Origin of the sequence: Kribbella sp. (assembly GCF_035687465.1) — a bacterium.
In the GTDB taxonomy this organism is placed as follows: Bacteria; Actinomycetota; Actinomycetes; order Propionibacteriales; family Kribbellaceae; genus Kribbella.
The window spans coordinates 1-19,258 of sequence record NZ_DASRXP010000027.1; the positions used below are offsets into that span (position 1 = coordinate 1).

Annotated in this window: 20 protein-coding genes; 15 read left to right on the forward strand and 5 right to left on the reverse strand. The window is 67.9% G+C overall.

Annotation, left to right across the window (positions count from 1 at the left end; all coding sequences use genetic code 11):
* The 3 genes from VFG33_RS01210 to VFG33_RS01220 all read left to right on the forward strand — a co-directional run.
* Positions 1–355, forward strand: a 355-nt coding sequence (locus VFG33_RS01210) for a molybdopterin-dependent oxidoreductase (RefSeq protein WP_325021405.1), incomplete at its 5' end; no start/stop codon positions are given.
* On the forward strand, positions 325–1,077 hold the full coding sequence (locus VFG33_RS01215; RefSeq protein ID WP_325021406.1) for a ferredoxin reductase: 753 nt from the start codon (positions 325–327) through the stop codon (positions 1,075–1,077). The genes VFG33_RS01210 and VFG33_RS01215, both read left to right, overlap by 31 nt.
* Positions 1,074–1,349 (forward strand): DUF6510 family protein, encoded by a 276-nt coding sequence (locus VFG33_RS01220; protein WP_325021409.1) that lies wholly within the window; start codon positions 1,074–1,076, stop codon positions 1,347–1,349. Before VFG33_RS01215 ends, VFG33_RS01220 begins: the two co-directional genes overlap by 4 nt.
* A 5-nt stretch (positions 1,350–1,354) precedes the next feature.
* Here VFG33_RS01220 and VFG33_RS01225 read toward each other — a convergent pair whose 3' ends face one another.
* Positions 1,355–2,068, reverse strand: coding sequence for a MerR family transcriptional regulator (locus VFG33_RS01225; protein ID WP_325021411.1), 714 nt, complete (start codon positions 2,066–2,068; stop codon positions 1,355–1,357).
* A gap of 86 nt (positions 2,069–2,154) precedes the next feature.
* On the opposite strand from VFG33_RS01225, the gene VFG33_RS01230 reads away from it, so the two are divergent.
* From VFG33_RS01230 to VFG33_RS01250, 5 genes are all read left to right on the forward strand, one after another.
* Positions 2,155–3,381, forward strand: a complete 1,227-nt coding sequence (locus VFG33_RS01230) for an acetyl-CoA C-acetyltransferase (RefSeq protein WP_325021412.1) — start codon at positions 2,155–2,157, stop codon at positions 3,379–3,381.
* Positions 3,378–5,522 (forward strand): 3-hydroxyacyl-CoA dehydrogenase NAD-binding domain-containing protein, encoded by a 2,145-nt coding sequence (locus VFG33_RS01235; RefSeq protein WP_325021414.1) that lies wholly within the window; start codon positions 3,378–3,380, stop codon positions 5,520–5,522. Before VFG33_RS01230 ends, VFG33_RS01235 begins: the two co-directional genes overlap by 4 nt.
* A 256-nt stretch (positions 5,523–5,778) precedes the next feature.
* On the forward strand, positions 5,779–7,077 hold the full coding sequence (locus VFG33_RS01240) for an ABC transporter substrate-binding protein (protein ID WP_325021416.1): 1,299 nt from the start codon (positions 5,779–5,781) through the stop codon (positions 7,075–7,077).
* The gene (locus VFG33_RS01245; RefSeq protein WP_414672913.1) at positions 7,074–8,048 is read left to right on the forward strand and encodes a carbohydrate ABC transporter permease; all 975 of its coding nucleotides are present in this window, start codon (positions 7,074–7,076) and stop codon (positions 8,046–8,048) included. Before VFG33_RS01240 ends, VFG33_RS01245 begins: the two co-directional genes overlap by 4 nt.
* On the forward strand, positions 8,048–8,932 hold the full coding sequence (locus VFG33_RS01250; RefSeq protein WP_325021419.1) for a carbohydrate ABC transporter permease: 885 nt from the start codon (positions 8,048–8,050) through the stop codon (positions 8,930–8,932). The genes VFG33_RS01245 and VFG33_RS01250 overlap by 1 nt, the downstream gene beginning before the upstream one ends.
* Before the next feature lie 22 nt (positions 8,933–8,954).
* Here the strand turns inward: VFG33_RS01250 and VFG33_RS01255 are convergent, their stop codons facing one another.
* Complete coding sequence (locus VFG33_RS01255) at positions 8,955–9,482, reverse strand: YbhB/YbcL family Raf kinase inhibitor-like protein (protein WP_325021421.1); 528 nt, start codon at positions 9,480–9,482, stop codon at positions 8,955–8,957.
* A gap of 168 nt (positions 9,483–9,650) precedes the next feature.
* On the opposite strand from VFG33_RS01255, the gene cobT reads away from it, so the two are divergent.
* From cobT to VFG33_RS01270, 3 genes are read left to right on the forward strand one after another with little or no spacing between them, the layout of a single operon-like run.
* Complete coding sequence (gene cobT / locus VFG33_RS01260; RefSeq protein WP_325021423.1) at positions 9,651–10,703, forward strand: nicotinate-nucleotide--dimethylbenzimidazole phosphoribosyltransferase; 1,053 nt, start codon at positions 9,651–9,653, stop codon at positions 10,701–10,703.
* Positions 10,700–11,923: a uroporphyrinogen-III C-methyltransferase gene (gene cobA, locus VFG33_RS01265; RefSeq protein ID WP_325021426.1), complete on the forward strand. Its 1,224-nt coding sequence runs from the start codon at positions 10,700–10,702 to the stop codon at positions 11,921–11,923. Before cobT ends, cobA begins: the two co-directional genes overlap by 4 nt.
* Complete coding sequence (locus VFG33_RS01270; protein ID WP_325021428.1) at positions 11,920–12,723, forward strand: TrmH family RNA methyltransferase; 804 nt, start codon at positions 11,920–11,922, stop codon at positions 12,721–12,723. The genes cobA and VFG33_RS01270 overlap by 4 nt, the downstream gene beginning before the upstream one ends.
* Before the next feature lie 26 nt (positions 12,724–12,749).
* Here the strand turns inward: VFG33_RS01270 and VFG33_RS01275 are convergent, their stop codons facing one another.
* Positions 12,750–13,796: a LacI family DNA-binding transcriptional regulator gene (locus VFG33_RS01275; protein ID WP_325021430.1), complete on the reverse strand. Its 1,047-nt coding sequence runs from the start codon at positions 13,794–13,796 to the stop codon at positions 12,750–12,752.
* A gap of 96 nt (positions 13,797–13,892) precedes the next feature.
* On the opposite strand from VFG33_RS01275, the gene VFG33_RS01280 reads away from it, so the two are divergent.
* Positions 13,893–14,450, forward strand: a complete 558-nt coding sequence (locus VFG33_RS01280; RefSeq protein WP_325021432.1) for a phosphotransferase-like protein — start codon at positions 13,893–13,895, stop codon at positions 14,448–14,450.
* Positions 14,451–14,617: 167 nt separating this feature from the next.
* Here the strand turns inward: VFG33_RS01280 and def are convergent, their stop codons facing one another.
* Positions 14,618–15,223 carry a peptide deformylase gene (gene def, locus VFG33_RS01285; protein WP_325021435.1) on the reverse strand — a complete coding sequence of 202 codons (606 nt, stop codon included), beginning with the start codon at positions 15,221–15,223 and terminating at the stop codon, positions 14,618–14,620.
* Between the two features lie 70 nt (positions 15,224–15,293).
* Positions 15,294–16,109, reverse strand: a complete 816-nt coding sequence (locus VFG33_RS01290) for an LLM class F420-dependent oxidoreductase (RefSeq protein ID WP_325021436.1) — start codon at positions 16,107–16,109, stop codon at positions 15,294–15,296.
* A 67-nt stretch (positions 16,110–16,176) separates the two neighbouring features.
* Here VFG33_RS01290 and VFG33_RS01295 point away from each other — a divergent pair, with 67 nt between their 5' ends.
* The 3 genes from VFG33_RS01295 to VFG33_RS01305 all read left to right on the forward strand — a co-directional run.
* The gene (locus VFG33_RS01295) at positions 16,177–17,550 is read left to right on the forward strand and encodes an AAA family ATPase (RefSeq protein WP_325021438.1); all 1,374 of its coding nucleotides are present in this window, start codon (positions 16,177–16,179) and stop codon (positions 17,548–17,550) included.
* Positions 17,551–17,571: 21 nt separating this feature from the next.
* Positions 17,572–18,558 carry an SMP-30/gluconolactonase/LRE family protein gene (locus tag VFG33_RS01300; RefSeq protein ID WP_325021440.1) on the forward strand — a complete coding sequence of 329 codons (987 nt, stop codon included), beginning with the start codon at positions 17,572–17,574 and terminating at the stop codon, positions 18,556–18,558.
* A 16-nt stretch (positions 18,559–18,574) separates the two neighbouring features.
* Positions 18,575–19,258, forward strand: a 684-nt coding sequence (locus VFG33_RS01305; RefSeq protein ID WP_325021443.1) for an LLM class flavin-dependent oxidoreductase, incomplete at its 3' end; no start/stop codon positions are given.

Here is a 19,258-nt window from a genome sequence, read left to right on the forward strand (position 1 = left end):
GTCCAAGCTCGGGACGGACTGGAAGGGCGTTTCGCTCGACACCCTGCTGGCGGACGTGGAGACCTCGGCCGACTACGTGATGGCGCACAGCTACGGCGGTTACACGACCAACCTGCCGCTCGAGGACCTCCTCGACGGCCAGGCGTGGATCGCTTACCAGTACGACGGTGAGCCGCTGGCCGCGGAGCACGGTGGTCCGGCCCGGCTCCTGGTTCCGCATCTGTACCTCTGGAAGAGCGCCAAATGGGTCCGCGGCCTGGTGCTGTCCGACACCGAGGACCTGGGCTTCTGGGAGACCGCCGGCTACCACGAGTACGGAGATCCATGGAAAGAACAGCGGTACGCCGGCGACTGACCTGGCAGGTCGGCACGGTCAGCGAGATCCGGGAGGAGACAGCGACCGCCCGGACGATCGTGCTCGACGTGCCCGAGTGGCCAGGCCACCTGGCCGGGCAGCACCTGGACGTCCGGCTCACCGCGCCGGACGGCTATCACGCGTCCCGGTCGTACTCGATCGCCTCCGCCTGGACCGGCGAAACCATTGACCTCACGGTCGAACAGGTGCCGGAGGGCGAGGTCTCGCCGTACCTGGTCGAGGTGCTCAAGGTCGGTGACCCGCTGGAGGTCCGCGGCCCGGTCGGCGGCTGGTTCGTGTGGAAGCCGGAGCAGCCCGGGCCGATCCAGTTGATCGGCGGCGGCTCGGGCGTCGTACCGCTGATGGCGATGCTGCGCGCCCACGCCGAGGCAGCCAGTACTGCGCCCGCCCGCCTCCTGTACTCCGTCCGCCGCCCCACGTCGGTGATCTACGTGAACGACCTGAAGAAGCTGGCCGCCTCGGACGACGTGGACCTCAAGTTCGTCTACACCCGGGAGGCGCCGCCGGGGGAGCCGCGAATCGGGCGGATCGACGCGGACATCCTGAGCAAGGCGGCCTTCCAGCCGGAGGACGAGCCGACCACCTACGTGTGCGGGCCGACGCCGTTCGTCGAGACGGTGGCCGATCTGCTGGTCGCCGCCGGGCACGACCCGGCCCGGGTGAGAACTGAACGCTTCGGACCTACAGGAGGATCGCGATGACCGCGGACGTTCCGACCTATCTGGATGGCAATGCGGCCGCTGGTGCGCTGCGGGAGATCTTCGCGGTCGACCTCACCGCCGCCATCGGCGAATGCGTCGGCTGCGGCCGGGTCGGCGTCTTCGCCGAGGCCAGGCTCTACGTCGACGCGCCCGGCCTGGTCGCCCGCTGCCAGAGCTGCGACCACGTCCTCCTCCGCGTCGTCACCACCCCCACCGACACCTACCTCGACCTCCGCGGCCTCACCTACCTCCGGCTCCCGACGAGTCCCTGAGGTCCTCAGCGGCGACGGCGGACGGTGTCGCGCTGGGTTTCGCCGACGGCTCGTTCGTAGGCGAGAACGAGGCCCTGGATGGTGACGGGCTTGAACCGTTCGACCAGTTGCTGGATGTGTTCAGGCGGTCCGCCCGAGTCGCGGTAGTGCGGCCAGACCTTGGTGCGGAACACCTCGGTCAGTTCCTCGGCGATCGCCCGGCCGTGGTCGGTGAAGATCCGCCCGGCGGCCAGTACCGCTTCCACCGGCAGGTCGAGGTCGAGCAGTTCGACGCCGAGGCTGAGGTGGGCGGTCGCCACCTGGAAGACGTCCTCGTCCGGTGTCGGCTCGACCACGCCGAGGGCGACCAGCATCTCGATGTCGTCGTCGGTCAACTCCCTGCCGGTACGCCGGACCAGCGCCGCGCGATCGAGGGTCTCCGGAAGATCCCGCATCCAGGGAGTCAGCAGCGTCCGGTGCAACGCGATGTCCTGTGGGGTCGCGTCGGCCGGGATCCGATCCAGGTAGCCCTCGATCGCGGACAGGGTGAACCCGTGGGCCTGCAACTCACGAACCAGATCCAGCCGCGCGATGTGTTCGGGCCCGTAGTACCCGACGCGCCCCCGGCGTACGGGCGGGGGGATCAGGCCGCGGCCGGCGTAGAAGCGCAACGTCCGCACTGTCATCCCGACGCGCGCCGACAGTTCGTCGACCGTCAGCAACTCCGCAGGATCAGGCATGGCGCAGATCATAATGCGCCCCTCTTGACCATTGTGACACCAACACTGTCACAATCGGGAGTGACCACTCGACCGACGGGATCACCATGACCGCATCCAGTGAAGCCTTCTTGTACGACGCGATCCGGACGCCGCGCGGCAAAGGCAAACCGACCGGCGCCCTGTACGAGGTGAAACCGATCCAGCTGATCACCGGCCTGCTCACCGAGCTCCGCGCCCGCCACCCGGAGCTGGATCCGACCGTGATCGACGACGTCGTGCTCGGCGTGGTGACCCCGATCGGCGACCAGGGCATGGACATCGCCCGTACTGCGGTGCTGGCGGCGGGTTATCCGGAGACGACCGGCGGGGTCCAGCTCAACCGGTTCTGCGCCTCTGGCCTGGAAGCGGTGAACCAGGCGGCGCAACGGATCCGCTCCGGCTGGGAGGACTTCATCCTGGCCGGCGGGGTCGAGTCAATGTCGCGGGTGCCGATGGCCTCCGACGGCGGTGCCTGGGCGATGGACCCCGAGACCGCGATGCTGACGAACTTCATCCCGCAGGGCATCAGCGCCGACCTGATCGCGACCATGGACGGCTTCTCCCGCACCGACGTCGACACCTACGCCGCCGAGTCGCACGCCCGGGCGGCCAAGGCCTGGGCGAACGGGTACTTCGCCCGGTCGGTCGTCCCGGTCGCCGACCGCAATGGACTGCCGATCCTGGACCACGACCAGCTGGTCCGGCCAGGTACCACGGTCGAGACGCTCGCCGGGCTGCCGGCCTCGTTCGCGGCGATCGGTGAGCACGGCGGGTTCGACTCGGTCGCGCTGGAGAAGTACGTGGAGGTCGAGCGGATCAACCACGTGCACCACGCGGGCAACTCGTCCGGCATCGTCGACGGCGCGGCATTGGTTGCGGTCGGCAACGAGAAGGCCGGCGAGGCACTCGGTCAGGCCCCCCGCGGCAGGGTGATCGCGACCGGGGTGAGCGGTGCGGATCCGACCATCATGCTGACCGGCCCGGCACCAGCCGCCCGCAAGGCGCTGGCGAAGGCCGGCCTCGAGGTCGGCGACATCGACCTCTTCGAGATGAACGAGGCCTTCGCGGCCGCGGTACTGCACTTCATGGCCGATCTCGGGGCACCGCACGAGAAGGTGAACGTGAACGGTGGCGCGATCGCCCTCGGTCACCCGCTCGGCGCCACCGGAGCCATCCTGATCGGAACCCTGCTGGACGAACTGGAGCGCCGCGAGCTCCGCTACGGTCTGGCCACCCTGTGCGTCGGTGGCGGGATGGGCGTCGCCACCATCATCGAGAGGCTTTCGGCATGATCGACTGGACCAACAACGCCGGTGTCGTCACCCTCACGATGGACGACCCTGGCGCCTCCGCGAACACGATGAACGACACCTACCTCACCGCGATGGCCTCGACCGTCGAACGGCTGCAGGCCGAGAAGGACGATCTCAAGGGCGTGGTGATCACCAGCGCCAAGCAGACCTTCTTCGCCGGCGGCAACCTGCAGATGCTGTCCCAGATCCAGCCGGAGAACGCCGCCCAGGTGTTCGAGACGGTGGAAGAAGTGAAGCGACAGCTGCGCATCCTGGAGACGCTCGGCGTCCCGGTCGTTGCCGCGATCAACGGTGCGGCGCTGGGCGGCGGGCTGGAGATCGCGCTCGCCTGTCACCACCGGATCGTTGCCGATGACAACCGGATTGAGATCGGCGTGCCCGAGGTGACGCTCGGTCTGCTGCCTGGTGGCGGTGGTGTCACCCGCACGGTCCGGCTGCTCGGACTCCAGGACGCGCTGATGAAGGTGCTGCTGCAGGGCCAGCGGATGAAGCCCGCCCACGCCCAGTCGGTCGGCATCGTCGACGAGGTCGTCCCTGCCGCGGAGCTACTCGACGCGGCCTACCGCTGGATCGACGCCTATGACGGTGACGCGAAGCAGCCGTGGGACCGCGAGGGCTACAAGATCCCAGGCGGTACTCCGGCCTCGCCCAAGCTGGCCGCCTTCCTCCCAGCCTTCCCGGCGAACCTCCGCAAGCAACTCAAGGGCGCCCCGTACCCGGCGCCGAAGGCGATCATGAGCGCGGCGGTCGAAGGCAGCCAGGTCGACTTCGCCACCGCGACCCGGATCGAGTCCCGGTACTTCGTCTCCCTGGCCACTGGGCAGATCGCGAAGAACATGATCAACGCGTTCTTCTTCGAACTGCAGGCCATCAACGCCGGGGCATCCCGGCCGGCCGACGTCCCGAAGTACCAGGCTCGCAGGGTCGGGGTGCTCGGCGCCGGGATGATGGGCGCGGGGATCGCCTATGCCTGCGCGAAGGTCGGCATCGAGGTTGTGCTCAAGGACGTCTCACTGGAGGCGGCCGAGAAAGGCAAGGTGTACTCGGAGAAGTTGCTGGCCAAGCAGCTCAAGAAGGGCCGCACGACAGCCGAGAAGGCGGAGCAGTTCCTCAGCCTGATCACGCCGACGGCTGATCCGAACGACCTGGCCGGCTGCGATCTCGTGATCGAGGCGGTGTTCGAGAGCGAGGAGCTGAAGCAGAAGGTCTTCGCCGAGATCGCCGGCGTGGTCGAGCCGGACGCGCTGTTGTGCTCGAACACCTCGACGCTGCCGATCACCTCGCTGGCCGACGGGATCGACCGGCCGGACGACTTCATCGGCATGCACTTCTTCTCACCGGTGGACCGGATGCCGCTGGTCGAGCTGATCGTGGGGGAGAAGACCTCCGATCGCGCGCTGGCGAAGGCCTACGACGTGGTCCGGCAGATCAAGAAGACGCCGATCGTGGTGAACGACAGCCGGGGCTTCTTCACCTCGCGGGTCTTCGGCACGCTGGTGATGGAGGCCGCGGCGATGGTTGCCGAGGGCGTGAACCCGGTGACGATCGAGCGGGCGGCGACCCAGATGGGGTTCCCGGCGCCGCCGCTGGCGATGCTGGACGAGGTGACGCTGACGCTGCCGCAGAAGATCCGGGACGCGGCACAGGCGGCGGGTGACAGTGCGGGGGCCTTCGACGACCACCCTGGCATGGCTGTCACCGACCGGATGGTGAACGAGTTCGACCGCCGCGGGAAAGCAGCCGGCGCCGGCTTCTACGACTACCCGGCGGACGGGCCGAAGCATCTTTGGCCGGGATTGTGGAACAATTTCGTGAAAACCGAAGTCGAGATTCCGTTCGCCGATCTGCAGGAGCGGATGACTTTCGCGATGTCCCTGGAGACGGTGAAATGCCTTCAGGAAGGCGTCCTGCGCTCCGTGGCGGACGCCGATATCGGTTCGATCTTCGGCATCGGATTCCCGCCGTTGCACGGTGGCGCATTGCAGTACATCAACGCCTATGCAGGCGGTCTGCCGGGCTTCGTCGCCCGCACCCGCGAGCTGGCCGCGGCGTACGGGCCGCGTTTCGAGCCCCCGGCGCTCCTGGTGCAGAAGGCTGATTCGGAAGAGAAGTTCAGCTGATTTGGTCTCCTGAGAGCGCGACGCCGGGTAACCGGCGTCGCGCTCTGTTGTTTTGGAACGATTCACGTGTCCGTAACACGCCTGGCACAGGACATTCCCAGGCATCTGTACCCGAACTGTCACCCTGAATGGGCTGTTCGGATGTTGAACTGAGTTGTAACGTGTGCGAAACCGGTGATGCTTAACTCTGTTAAGTAACTCGCCGAAACCGCTCGCGCCGCCCCAGGTCGCGGTGCTGCTTTCGGAGGTGGAATCTATGCCTGCTCGTATCCCCAACGCCGGTCTGACCCGGCGCGATCTGCTCAAGCGGACCGGCGGCCTGGCGGCCATCGCCGCCTTCGCGGCGGCTTGTGGCGGCAACACCGGCCGGCCGGCGGACAGTGGGGGAGGCGGCGGCAGCAAGGTCAACCTGACCCAGTGGTATCACCAGTACGGCGAGACCGGGACCAAGGAAGCCGCACTCAAGTACGCGAAGGCCTACACCGACTCCAACGTCGCGGTCCAGTGGGTGCCGGGCGACTACGGTGCCAAGCTGGCCTCGGGTCTGCTGTCCAGCAGCGCCCCGGATGTCTTCGAGAGCCAGCTCAACATCGCGATGGTGAAGAGCAACCAGGTGGTGCCTCTGGACGACATCCTCGGCGACGCCAAGGACGACTTCAACCCGAACGACCTGAAGACGAACACGATCGACGGCAAGCTCTACGGCATCAAGATGATCGACGACCCGCAGGTCTTCTACTACCGCAAGAGCCTGTTCGAGAAGGCCGGGATCAAGCCGCCGGAGACGGTGGACGACCTGATCGCGGCGGCGAAGGAACTCACCACCGACAAGGTGAAGGGCCTGTTCCTCGGCAACTTCACCGGCGCCGGCGGCGTCAACATCAGCGTCGCCGGTCCGTCGTTGTGGTCGTCCGGTGGCGCCTACCTGACCGAGGACAACAAGCCGGGCTTCAACAACGAGCGAGCCGCACAGGCCTTCAGCAAGCTGCGTGAGCTGAACCAGAGCAACAGCCTGCTGCTGGGCGCCCCGGCGGACTGGGCGGATCCGGGCGCGTTCGTGCAGGGCCTGTGCGCGATCCAGTGGACCGGCCTGTGGGCGATGCCGGGGATCCAGAAGGCGCTCGGCGACGACTTCGGTGTCTTCGCCTATCCCAAGCTCGACGCCCAGGGCAAGCCGGCGCTGCCTTCAGGCGGCTGGAGTGAGTTCGTCTCCGCCAAGAGCGCCAACGTCGACGCGGCGAAGGCGTTCGTGAAGGCGCTCTGGGTGGACAACCAGGAGAGCCAGGAGGACTGGAACCTCAACTACGGCTTCCACATCCCGCCGCGCAAGAGCCTGGCGGCCAAGGCGACCAAGCTCCAGACCGGCGTCGCTGCCGAGGTGGTGAAGCTGAACCAGGACTACGGTGTGGTCGACCTGCCGGCCTGGACCCCGACGATGAACACCGCCTTCAACGACATGCTCACGAACGTGATGCGCAAGGGCGCCGACCCGGCGGCTGAGATCGCGAAGGCGGACAAGACGGTGACGACCGAGCTGTCGAGGCTCTTCGGGTGAGCAGCGGGTCTGCCACCAAGGCCGCGAAGGCGCCCGGCCGCGGCAAGGTGGCGGCCGGGTCGAAGAAACGCAAGCCCGGCGGATCGGGAATTCACGGCAACACCTTCTGGTTCTGGGTGTTCGTCGGCCCCTTCGTGATCGGCATGCTGGTCTTCGCCTACCTGCCGATCCTGTGGAGCCTGGTTCTGAGCTTCTTCGAGGCGCAGAACACCGTCACGCCGTCCAACTTCGTCGGTCTGCAGAACTACATCGACATGCTGACCGACCGGAACTTCCTGTCCAGCCTGGGCACCTTCTCGATCTTCGCGCTCTTCATCGTGCCGCTGACCTTCGCGCTGTCCCTGGCGCTGGCGCTGCTGGTGAACCAGGTGAAGATCGCCCGGGCGTTCTTCCGGTCGGTGTTCTTCCTGCCGACGGCCTGCTCGTACGTGGTCGCCTCGCTGATCTGGAAGCTGTCCGTCTTCAACGGCGTCCGGTTCGGCCTGGCGAACACCGTGCTCGGCTGGTTCGGCGTGGATCAGATCGCCTGGCTGTCGTCGATCGACCCGCCGTGGTACTGGGTACCGCTGGTCACAGTGCGGCTCTGGCTGCAGCTCGGCTTCTACATGATCCTGTTCATCGCCGGTCTGCAACGGATCTCGCCGACGCTCTACGAGGCCGCGTACGTGGACGGGGCCCGGCCAGGCTGGCAGATCTTCCGCTACATCACGCTGCCGCAGTTGCGCGCGACCTCGGTCGCCGTCCTGCTGCTCAACCTGATCGCGGCCTATCAGGCGTTCGACGAGTTCTACAACCTGATCGGCAACGCCAACTACGCGCGGCCGCCGCTGGTCTATCTGTACAGCATCTCGCTCGGGTCGATCCAGGACCTCGGCCGGGGCAGCGCGGGTGCGCTCATCCTGGCCGTGATCATCATGGTGCTGACCTTGTTGCAGAACAGGATCTTCGGCTTCGGGAAGGCGAACGACTGATGGCCGCACTCGAGAGAACCGCCGGTACGCCGCAACCGATCGGCTACACCCGCAGTACGGCCGGCCTGGTCGGGTCGGTGCTGCGCTGGATCGCTCTGATCGTCGCCACGATCCTGTTCATGATCCCGTTCTACCTGGTGTTGCGAAACGCCTTGTCGACCGATGCGGACATCACCGCGCCCGACTGGAAGTTTTTCCCGACGGACCTGCAGTGGGGCAACATCAGCGAACTGTTCAACGACGGGAACGTGCCGATCGCGCGGGCGCTCTACAACTCCGCGGTGGTCGGCATCCTGGGCACCGGCGGACAGTTGCTGCTGGCATCGATGGCCGGGTACGGGCTGGCCAGGATTCCGTACAAGCACGCCGACAAGGTGTTCTACGCGATCGTGGCGACGCTGATGATCCCCGCCGCGGTGAGCTTCATCCCGACCTTCATCGTGGTGTCGTCACTGGGCTGGGTCAGCACGCTGCGGGGCCTGATCATCCCGACCCTGTTCAGTGGGTTCGCGGCGTTCCTGTTCCGCCAGTACTTCCTGGGCTTCCCGAAGGAACTCGAGGAGGCGGCCCGGGTGGACGGCGCGGGGCACTTCACCACCTTCTGGCGGATCGTGGTGCCGAACTCGCTGCCGTTCTTCGCGGCGATCGCGGCGATCACCTTCATCGCCAACTGGAACTCGTTCATCTGGCCACTGGTGATCGGCCAGGACTCGTCCTCGTGGACCGTGCAGGTGGCGATGTCGACGCTCATCACGGCCCAGACGATCAACATCCACGAGCTGTTCATGGCGGCGGCGGTCTCGATCCTGCCGCTGGTCCTGATCTTCGCGTTCCTGCAGCGCTACCTGATCCAGGGCGTCACCCAGTCCGGCATCAAGGACTGAGTGGTCGCCCTGGACCGGTGGGTCAGCTCGCCTGGTAGGTCGGAGTGATGATGGCGCGGGCCAGCGTGTGGAAGACCAGGTTGAAGCTGACCACCGCGGGGCTGACGTCGCCGTCGATGTCGAGTGCCTCGACGTCGATCGCGTGCACCACGAAGTAGTAGCGGTGCGCCGGGTCGCCGGCCGGCGGGGCAGCCCCGCCGTACGACTTGGCGCTGTAGTCGTTCCGGATGTGGAACGCGCCGTTGTCCAGTCGCTCGGTGGCGCCTGCTCCGGTGGGCAGTTCGGTGAGGCTGGCCGGCAGGCCGACCAGGATCCAGTGCCAGAAGCCGGACGGCGTCGGCGCATCCGGGTCGAAACAGGTGACCACGAAGCCCTTGGTCTCCTCCGGGAAGCCCTCCCAGCTCAGCTGCGGTGACGTGTTGCCGCCCGCGAAGGCGTGGGCCTCATCGAGCGGCTCGCCGTCGGTGACGTCGGTACTCGTGACGGTGAAGGACCCGACCTTCGGCAGCAGCTCGTACGGGTCCGGTGCGACTGGTCGATCGAGCGACATCTGTGATCCTCCGGAATCTGCGACGTGTGGTAATTCCGACAGTACTGGCCGGACCTCGGCCGGAGCACAGCACCCGGGATGCGAAGATCGAGGTTGGCCCGAAGGTGCAGTCGGACCGGGCAACGGCCGGCGACGGCCTGCAACGACACAGCGAGTGGAGGACCTGCGGTGGAGGAGTACCTGGCCCGGATCGGGGCGGCGGACGAGGCGGCGATGCGGGCCGCCACGGAGCGTCAGCTCGCGCTGACGAAGCCGGCCGGTTCCCTCGGGGTGTTGGAGGACCTGTCGGTCCGGGTCGCCGGCATGACCGGGAGTTGCCCGCCGGCGGTGCCCAGCCCCGCTGTCGTCACGGTGTTCGCCGCTGATCACGGGGTGCATGCCCAGGGTGTCTCGCCGTGGCCGCAGGAGGTGACCGCCGGGATGCTGGCCAACTTCGCCGCCGGCGGTGCCGCGGTGAACGCGTTCGCCGCCAACAACCGGGTCGACGTCCGGGTGGTCGATGTCGGGGTGGCCGGCGACGTGGACGAACTGGACATCGTGCACGCCAAGGTCCGGCCGGGGACGCGGGATCTCTCGGTCGAGAAAGCGCTCTCTCCCGACGAGGTGCTGGCCGCGATCGGCGTCGGCTTCGAGCTCGCGGACAGGCTGGTGGGGGACGGGTTCCGCTGCCTGCTCACCGGCGACATGGGCATCGCCAACACGACCGCCTCCGCCGCGCTGATCGCGACGTTCACCGGGATGACCGCCGACGTGGTGACCGGTCGGGGCACCGGCATCGACGACGCCACCCTGGCGCACAAGACCTCGGTGATCAGATCGGCTCTGGCGTTGCACGCAGTACCGGCTTCGGATCCGCTGGGAGCGCTCTCCGCGTACGGCGGGTTGGAGCACGCTGCGATCGCGGGCTACATCCTCGGTGCGGCCTCGAACAAGGTTCCGGTGATTCTCGACGGGGTGATCGCGGGCGCGGCCGCCCTCGTCGCGCAGGCGTTCCACCCCGCAGTAGTCGACTACTGCGTCGCCGGCCACCGCTCGGCCGAACCCGGCCACGCCGTAGCCCTGAAGACGTTGGGCCTCCAGCCGCTGGTCGATCTGGACCTCCGGCTAGGAGAGGGGACAGGCGCAGTGCTGGCGTATCCGATCCTCACCTGTGCCGTGCGAGCACTAGCTGAGATGGCAACCTTCGACTCCGCGGGAATCGCCTCGGGGGATGAGGCGTGAGCGGGCCTGCGCCGTACCTGTCGGGGTTGGTGCTGACCGGTCGTCGCGTGGTCGTCGTCGGTGGTGGGGGTGTGGCTCAGCGTCGCCTTCCGCGGTTGCTCGAGACGGGCGCGCAGATCGATCTGATCTCGCCCGCGATCACCCCGACCATCGAAGGCCTGCTGAACAACCCGGACCTGCGGTGGGTCGAGCGAGGTTATCTGCCAGGCGACCTGGCCGATGCCTGGTACGTGGTGGTGGCGACAGATGTTGCCGCAGTCAACGATCAGGTGTCCGCCGAGGCCGAAGAGCGGCGGATCTTCTGTGTCCGCTCGGACGACAGGTCCCGTGCGACGGCCTGGACCCCTGCTTCGGGGCAGCACGATCGCGTGACGGTCGGCGTACTGGGTGCGGGTGATCATCGCCGCTCGGCCGCGGTCCGCGACGCGATCCTGGAGGCGCTCCGGACGGGCGCGCTCGGCGCCCGGGACTCGGTGGACAAGAAGGCGGGCGTGTATCTCGTCGGCGGCGGCCCGGGGGATCCCGACCTGATCACCGTGCGCGGGCGCCGACTGCTCGCCGAGGCAGACGTGGTCGTCGCGGATCGGTTGGCGCCGCAGCCGCTGCTCGAGGAGTTGCACCCCGATGTGGAGCTGATCGACGCTGCCAAACTCCCACGCGGCCGGTCCGCCCAGCAGGAGGAGATCAACCGGATCCTGGTCGACCGGGCCCAGCAGGGAAAGATGGTGGTCCGGCTCAAGGGCGGTGATCCCTACGTCTTCGGCCGCGGTTTCGAGGAGGCCATCGCGTGTGCCGAGGCCGGTGTCACCTGGACCGTCGTACCGGGCATCACCAGCTCGATCTCGGTCCCCGCGGTGTCGGGGATCCCGGTCACGCATCGCGGGGTGACGCATGAGTTCACCGTCGTCTCCGGGCACATTCCGCCGGGTCACCCCGACTCGTTGATCAACTGGGAGGCGCTGGCCCAGCTCCAGGGCACCCTCGTGCTGCTGATGGCCGTGGAGAACCTGCCGGTGATCGCTTCGACGTTGATCGGCTTCGGCCGGGACGCGAGGACGCCGGCGGCGGCGATTGCCGACGGCACCCTTCCCGGGCAGCGGATGGTCACTTCCGATCTCGGTGGCATCGCGGCTGAGATGGCGTCGGCCGGCGTCGGCGCCCCGGCCATCGTTGTCGTCGGCAACGTTGTCGAGATTGCCCAGCAGGTACTGCGCTCGTGAGTCCGCTGGAGCCTGTCTCCGAGGCAACCGACGAGCGGCTCGCGGACTACGTGAAGCTGCGGGAAGTCACCCTGCGAAGGTTGCTCGAAGAGGAGCACGGGCTGTTCATTGCCGAGGGCGACAAAGTGATCCGGCGCGCGGCCGAGGCCGGGTACGAGCCGCGGTCGTTCCTGCTGGCACCACGGTGGCTCGACTCGTTGGGGGATGTGCTCGAGCGCTGGCCCGACGTTCCTGTGTACGTCGTGTCCGAGGAACTCGCTGAGCAGGTCACGGGGTTCCACGTGCACCGCGGCGCGTTGGCGTCGTACCGGCGTCGGCCCGCGATGGAGCTGGAGACGCTGTTGGAGGGCAGGCGGATCGCGATCTTCGACGACATCGTGGATCACACCAATGTCGGTGCCGGCTTCCGGGCTGCCGCGGCGATGGGTGTAGATGCCGTACTGGTCTCGCCGACCTGTGCCGATCCGCTCTACCGGCGGTCGGTGAAGGTGTCGATGGGCACGGTCTTCCAGGTGCCGTGGACGCGGCTCGCCTCCTGGCCGGGGGACCTGGAACGACTGCAGGAGAGGGGATTCGTCGCCGCGGCCTTCGCGCTGACGGACGACTCGATCAGCCTCGACGAGCTCGCGGCCCAGCGGCACGAGAAGCTCGCGCTGATCTTCGGCACCGAGGGCCACGGCCTGAAGCCGCACGTCCTCGAACGGGCAGACCTGACGGTACGCATCCCGATGGCCGGCGGAGTGGACTCCCTGAATGTCGCATCCTCAGCAGCAGTCGCCTTCTACGCCACCCGACCCTGAGCATTCCCAGGCGGGGGAGTGACGCTTTAGAGGGCAGGCGTGCTGGCCCGCAGTACCGGATAAGCGGGGACGGTGCGGCGGGTCAGGGGATCGTCGGTGGTAGTGGCGCGGTAGACGGCTTCCTCGGCGACGGCGTTCAGTGCGACGTGGACGGTGGTCAGTTTCGGGACCACGTCCCGCAGCGTGGTGATGTCGTCGAACCCCGCGACACTGATGTCCTCCGGGATCCTGAGACCGCGCTCTCTCAGCCCTGACAGCGCCCCGAGGGCCATGTCGTCGGTGACGGCGAACACCAACTGGAGCCCGCTGAGTTCGTCGGCACCCAGTCCGAGCACGAACTCGCGGGCACCGGCCCAGCTGAAGCCCGGATAGTGCACCCGCTCCCCGGCGTCGGCGACCCCGGCCTCGACCAGGCCCTCGACGAACCCTTCGACCCGTTGCTGCATCGACAACAGGGGAGTGCCGCTGCCGAGCACGAGGCACCGGCGGTAGCCGAGCCCGGCCAGCTCCCGCGCGAGCTGCCGGGCCCCGTGATGGTTGTCGAAGTCAACAGTCTCGAACGGTAGGTCCGACCTGCTGATCAGGACCACCCGGCCGCCGGTCTCCTGGTACCGGTTCAGCTCCTCCACGAGTTGTTCCTCGGAAGGCGGATCGACGTAGCCGGTGCCGGCCAGGATGATCGCGCGCGGCTGCTGACCGCGCAGTTCGCGGACCAGGTCCAGCTCGCGATCCGCCTGCCGCTCGGTGACCGCGATCGACACGTGCAGGCCGATCGCCTCGGCCTGCTTCATGATCTCGGCCGCCATCGCGGAGAAGTAGGGGTCGGAGATCAGGCTGATCACCAGCGCGATCGTGCGCGAGGTACCGCGAGCCATCGCCTGGGCGGGCAGGTTCGGCGTGTACCCGAGCTCACGAGCCGCCTGCAGCACCCGCTCCCGGTAACTCTCGGCGACTTTGCGGGAGCTCCCGTTCAGAACGCGGGAGGCGGTCGGCTGCGAGACCCCCGCCTGCCTCGCGACATCGTCGAGCGTGACAGGCCGCCTAGGCCCCGAGTCACCCGACCTCCCCTGCACGGCCGCAGTTTATCGGCCACGCCCCCAGCAGACCCCGTACTGCGCTGCTTCGGCGAGCTGGAATATCCGCTGGACGCCCGTGATGGGATGGCCGCCATGCGGAAAGTCGTCCTGATCACCGGAATGCAGGCAGCCGGCAAGTCCACCATCGCCCCACTCCTCGCTGCCCGCCTCGGCCCACCCGCCGCAACCGTCGATGGCGATGTGTTCTACCACGCGGTCGTCGCCGGCGCCGTCGACATGACACCGGTCCCCGACCCCGAAGCGGTCCGCCAACTCGAACTCCGCTACCAGGCGTCCGCGCTGGTCGCCAGGCACTACGTGGAGGCAGGCTTCGACTTCGTCTGCTCCGACATCATCCTCGGCGACCACGTCACCACCTGGCTCGATTCCCTCACCGACATCGCCGAGGCCCACCTCGTAGTACTCGTTCCCTCCGTCGACTCCGTAGTCGAACGTGAACTCGGCCGCGGCTCCAACGCCTACCGCGACTGGCAGGCTCCAGGTATGACGTTGGCCGACGCGGTCCGCGCCTTCCAGGAGAGCCTCGCGGACACCCCACGCCGCGGCCTCTGGCTCGACACCTCAGGCCAGACCCCGGCCGAATCAGTCGACCAGATCCTCACAAACGACCTGAAATCGTCCCGGTGGTGAGCTAGGGCGTATCTCCCACTTCCCTGCGTGCTGCGCGGCACTCGGCACGGCACCTCGCCGCACTGGAGCAAAGGCCACGATGGAAAAGCATCGAGGCCTTCACTCCAGCACACCGAGCTACCGCACCGAGCACCTGCTCGCGACTGCAGGGAAGTGGGAGACACGCCCTAGGCGCTCGGACCCTCGTCCTCGTGCTCCTCGGGGTGGAGCATCGGCGTGACGGGCCAGTCGGTCGGGTAGTCGGGGGCGAACTCCTCGGCCTCGGCGAAGAGGCGCTTGCGGTACTTGCGGGACAGGCGGTCGCCGAAGACCATGCCCTGGGTGTGGTCGGTTTCGTGCTGCAGGCAACGAGCCAGCAGGCCGTTGCCCTCGTAGCTGACCGGCTCGCCGTTCTCATCCACGCCGGTGACCTTGGCGTAGTCGGGGCGGGCGCATTTGGTGAAGGCGCCGGGCAGCGAGAGGCAGCCCTCTTCACCCTCGTCCAGCTGGCGGTCCTTACCCTCGGGCAACTCGACCACCGGGTTGCAGACGACGCCCTGGGTCCGGACGCCGTCCTTGTCCGGGCAGTCGAAGACGAACAACTGCAGGTCGACCCCGACCTGGTTCGCGGCCAGGCCGACCCCGTCGGCGGCGTTCATCGTCGCGACCATGTCCGCGACCAGCTTGTGCAACTCGTCACCGAAGTCGGTGACGGGCTGGTTGACCCGGTGCATCACGTCCTCGCCCCACCGCGTGATGGGCAGCACCGAACCGTTCGTAGGCAGCGTAGACATGGCCGGAATCCTAACCGCTAGCGTCCGAAGAACTGGCGGGACGTCCCTCCAGTTCTTCGGACGTAGCGGGTCAGGCGTTGTTGATCTCGTCGCGCCAGGCGACCCAGTCGCGGAGCAGAGCGAGGTCGTGCTCCGGGCCCGAGGTGTTGAGGGTGAACAGCCGGGTACCGACGTCCAGCAGCGACTTGCCCACCTCCTCGGGGCTCTTGTTGCCGACGGCCGCGGAGCGCTCGATCTCGCCCGGGTCGCGGCCGACGGTCGCGCAGTGTGCGTCCAGTACCTCGTGCTTGTGCGCGATCGTCTCGGCGTCGCCGAAGCCGTGCCAGATGTTCGCGTGCTGGGCGACCAGCTTCAGCGTCTTCTTCTCGCCACCGCCGCCGATCAGGACCGGGATGTCCCGGGTCGGCTTCGGGTTGAGCTTGGCCCAGCGCTGCTCGATCCGCGGCAGCGCCTCGCCGAGGGCATCCAGCCGGCCGCCCGCCGTACCGAACTCGTAGCCGTACTCGTCGTAGTCCCGCTCGAACCAGCCGGAGCCGATGCCGAGGATCAGCCGGCCGTCGCTGATGTGGTCGACGGTGCGGGCCATGTCGGCCAGCAGGTCGGGGTTGCGGTAGGAGTTGCAGGTGACCAGGGCGCCGATCTCGACCCGCTCGGTCGCCTCGGCCCAGGCGGCCAGCATGGTCCAGCACTCGAAGTGCAGGCCATCGGGCTCACCGGACAACGGGTAGAAGTGGTCCCAGTTGAACGCCACGTCGACGCCGATCTCCTCGGCCTCGGCGACGGTCCGGCGGATCTCGGCGTACTCGGCGTGCTGGGGCTGGACCTGAAGCCCGATCCGTACCGGGAACTTGCTGTACGGACGGTCGGTGGACTCAGTCGATGTCATGCTGAAAATCCTATCCAACGTATCGGAGGATCCTCCGGTACGGTCACGATCCGAGCGGGGGACCGGCATGCCGGAGCCGGAAGACATCGACGAGTTCGCCAGGCTTTTCAGCGGATTCCTGGAGCGGATGCAGGCGCCACCGCTCGTGAACGCAGGGGAGAGCGTCAGAGAGCGTTTGCTCGCGCATCTCGGGACAGCCTCCGAGGGGCTGCCCGTGGTGGCGGCCTCGTTCCCGTCCTTCGACCTGCCGAACGTGCAACTGGCCGTGGAGGCGTGGTTCGACAGTTTCGAGCTGATCGGCATGGCCGGGCCGGACCGCGGTCACTACTCGCTGTCCGAGCTCCTGCAGGTCGCCGAGCTGCGCCGGTACGGCGTGGGCGCGGTCGACTACCAGCGGATCGCCATCGCCGTGGACGAGGAGATGGACTGCGTCGGGTTCGGGTTCTACCTCGGCGTCCAGGGCGACGACCGGTACGTCGCGTTGCTGCGGGCCGCGAACGAGCAGCACGGGCGGATGACCGTCACGCTGGAGATCCTGGCCGTCGACAAGAGCGCGGGAGAGCGCTTCCTCGGTGCTCTGCCGCCGTTGATGCTCGAGCACAACGTGTTCCGGGGCAAGGTGCTCTCGTTCGAAGGCCACGAGTTCGGCCATGGCGTCGGGCCGTTCCGGCTGCACCGCCGCCCGACAGTCAGCCGTGGTGACGTGGTGATGCCGGAAGGAGTTCTGGAACGGGTCGAACGCGAGGTGATCGGCATCGCGGAGCATCGTGAGGCGATGCTGCGAGCCGGACAGCACCTCCGCCGCGGCGTCCTGCTCTATGGACCGCCCGGGACGGGCAAGACCCACACCGTGCGGTACCTGCTGTCCCGGCTGCCGGAGTTCACCGTCGTTCTCCTGGCCGGGACGAGCATCAGGTACATCTCGGATGCTTGTGGGCTCGCAAGGCTGTTGCAGCCGGCGCTGGTGGTGCTGGAGGACTGCGATCTGGTCGCCGAGGCGCGCGATTTCGTGCACGGGTCGGAGAATCCGCTGCTGTTCCAGGTGCTCAACGAGATGGACGGCCTGGCCGAGGAGGCGGACGTCGCCTTCCTGCTGACGACCAACCGGGTCGACATTCTCGAGCCGGCCCTGAGCCAGCGTCCCGGCCGCATCGACCTGGCCGTCGAGGTGCCGCTCCCGGACGCGCCCGGACGCGCGCGCCTGCTCTCGCTCTACGGCCCGGCGCTGACGCTCAGCCCTGGCGTGGTCGAGGAGGTCGTCGCCCTCACCGACGGAACCACCGCCTCCTTCACCAAGGAACTCGTACGCCGCGCTGTCCTGCTCGCCGCCGAGAAGGACGCCATCCCGGGCGACACCGAACTCCGGGACGCCGCAGCCGAGCTCCTCTCCAGCCGGGACACCCTCACCCGCCGCCTCCTTGGTGCTACTGACCCGTCCTGACAGAGCGGTTACTGTCTGGTCATGAGTCCGAAGTCGAGCATCGCCCCGGTTCGCTGGACCCCGCCGCCGGTGCCGGCGGCCAGGCAGCCCAGAAGCCTCCAGGTGGACGTCGTCGCACTGCCCGGCGAGGGGCCCGAGGACGTGCTGATCGATGACGACGGCAGCGTGCTCACCGGGCTCCTCGACGGGCGGATCCTGCGGGTCGGTGCCGACGGCAGGTCGATCACCACGCTGGCGGACACCGGTGGTCGCCCACTCGGCCTGGAGTGGCTGCCCGACGGCAAGGTGCTGATCTGCGACGCGAACCGCGGGCTGCTGACCCTCGACCAGGACGGCCGGATCGCGACCCTGCTCGGTGAGATCGACGGCCGGCCGATGAAGTTCTGCAACAACGCGGACGTGCTGCCCGACGGCACGATCTTCTTCACCGACTCGTCCACCCGCTTCGGCGTCGCCGAGTGGATGGCCGACCTGCTCGAGCACTCCAGTACGGGAAGCCTGTACCGGCTGACCCCGGACGGCGAGCTGACCCGGCTGATCACCAACCGCCCGTTCCCCAACGGGGTCGCCTTGAGCGGCGACCGGAACACGCTCTTCTTCGCCGAGACCGCGAGCTACGGCCTGTACCGGCTCGACCTCACGACCGCGGACGCCGAGCCGGAACTGGTGACGATGCTCCCCGGCCTACCGGACAACATCGCCCGCGGTTCGGACGGCCTGACCTGGATCGCCATCGGCTCACCCCGCAACGCGTTGCTGGATCTCCTGCTGCCGAAACCGCCAGTACTGCGCAAGGTCGTCTGGGCGCTCCCCGAAGCCCTGAAGCCGAAGGCAGCCGACATCATCGAGATCCAGGCGTACGACGACGACGGCAACCTGGTGCACGATCTCCGCGGCAAGCACCCGCACTTCCACATGCCCACCGGCGTCCGTGAACGCGACGGCAAGGTCTGGCTCGCCAGCATCGGCACTACCCACCTCGCCACCTTCGCCACCCCGCAACGCTGAGCGTTAGTGTGCGGGCATGCGTTTCGGAATCACGATCCTGCCGGAGTACCGCTGGACCGAGGCCGCGCCGAAGTGGCGGCGGGCCGAGGAGCTGGGCTTCGACCACGCCTGGACCTACGACCACCTGACCTGGGGTGGTCTGCAGGACTCGCCCTGGTTCGGCACCACGCCGACCCTGACCGCCGCGGCGCTGGTGACGTCGACGATCAAGCTCGGTACCTTCGTCACCTCGCCGAACTTCCGGCACCCGCTGACGCTGACCCGCGACGTACTGGCGCTGGACGACATCTCGAACGGCCGGTTCCTCTGCGGGATCGGCTCGGGTGGCGGGATCGACACGACCATCCTCGGCGGCTCCGAGCTGGGCCCGCGGCAGAAGGTGGACCGGCTGGAGGAGTTCGTCGAGCTGCTGGACAAGCTGCTCACCACCGATCGCGTCGACTTCAAGGGCGAGTACTTCGAGACCCGCAACGGCCGGACCCTGCCGGGTACCGTTCAGCAGCCCCGGGTGCCGTTCATCCTGGCGGCGAACGGCCCGCGCTCTCTGCGGCTGGCAACCCGGTACGGCGCCGGCTGGGTCACCACGGGACTGAAGTCTGCCGACTTCGAGACCTGGTTCGCCTCGGTCCGCGACCTCAGCCACCGGCTGGACGCAGTACTGGCGGATGGGCAACCGTTCGACCGGTACCTCGCACTGGAT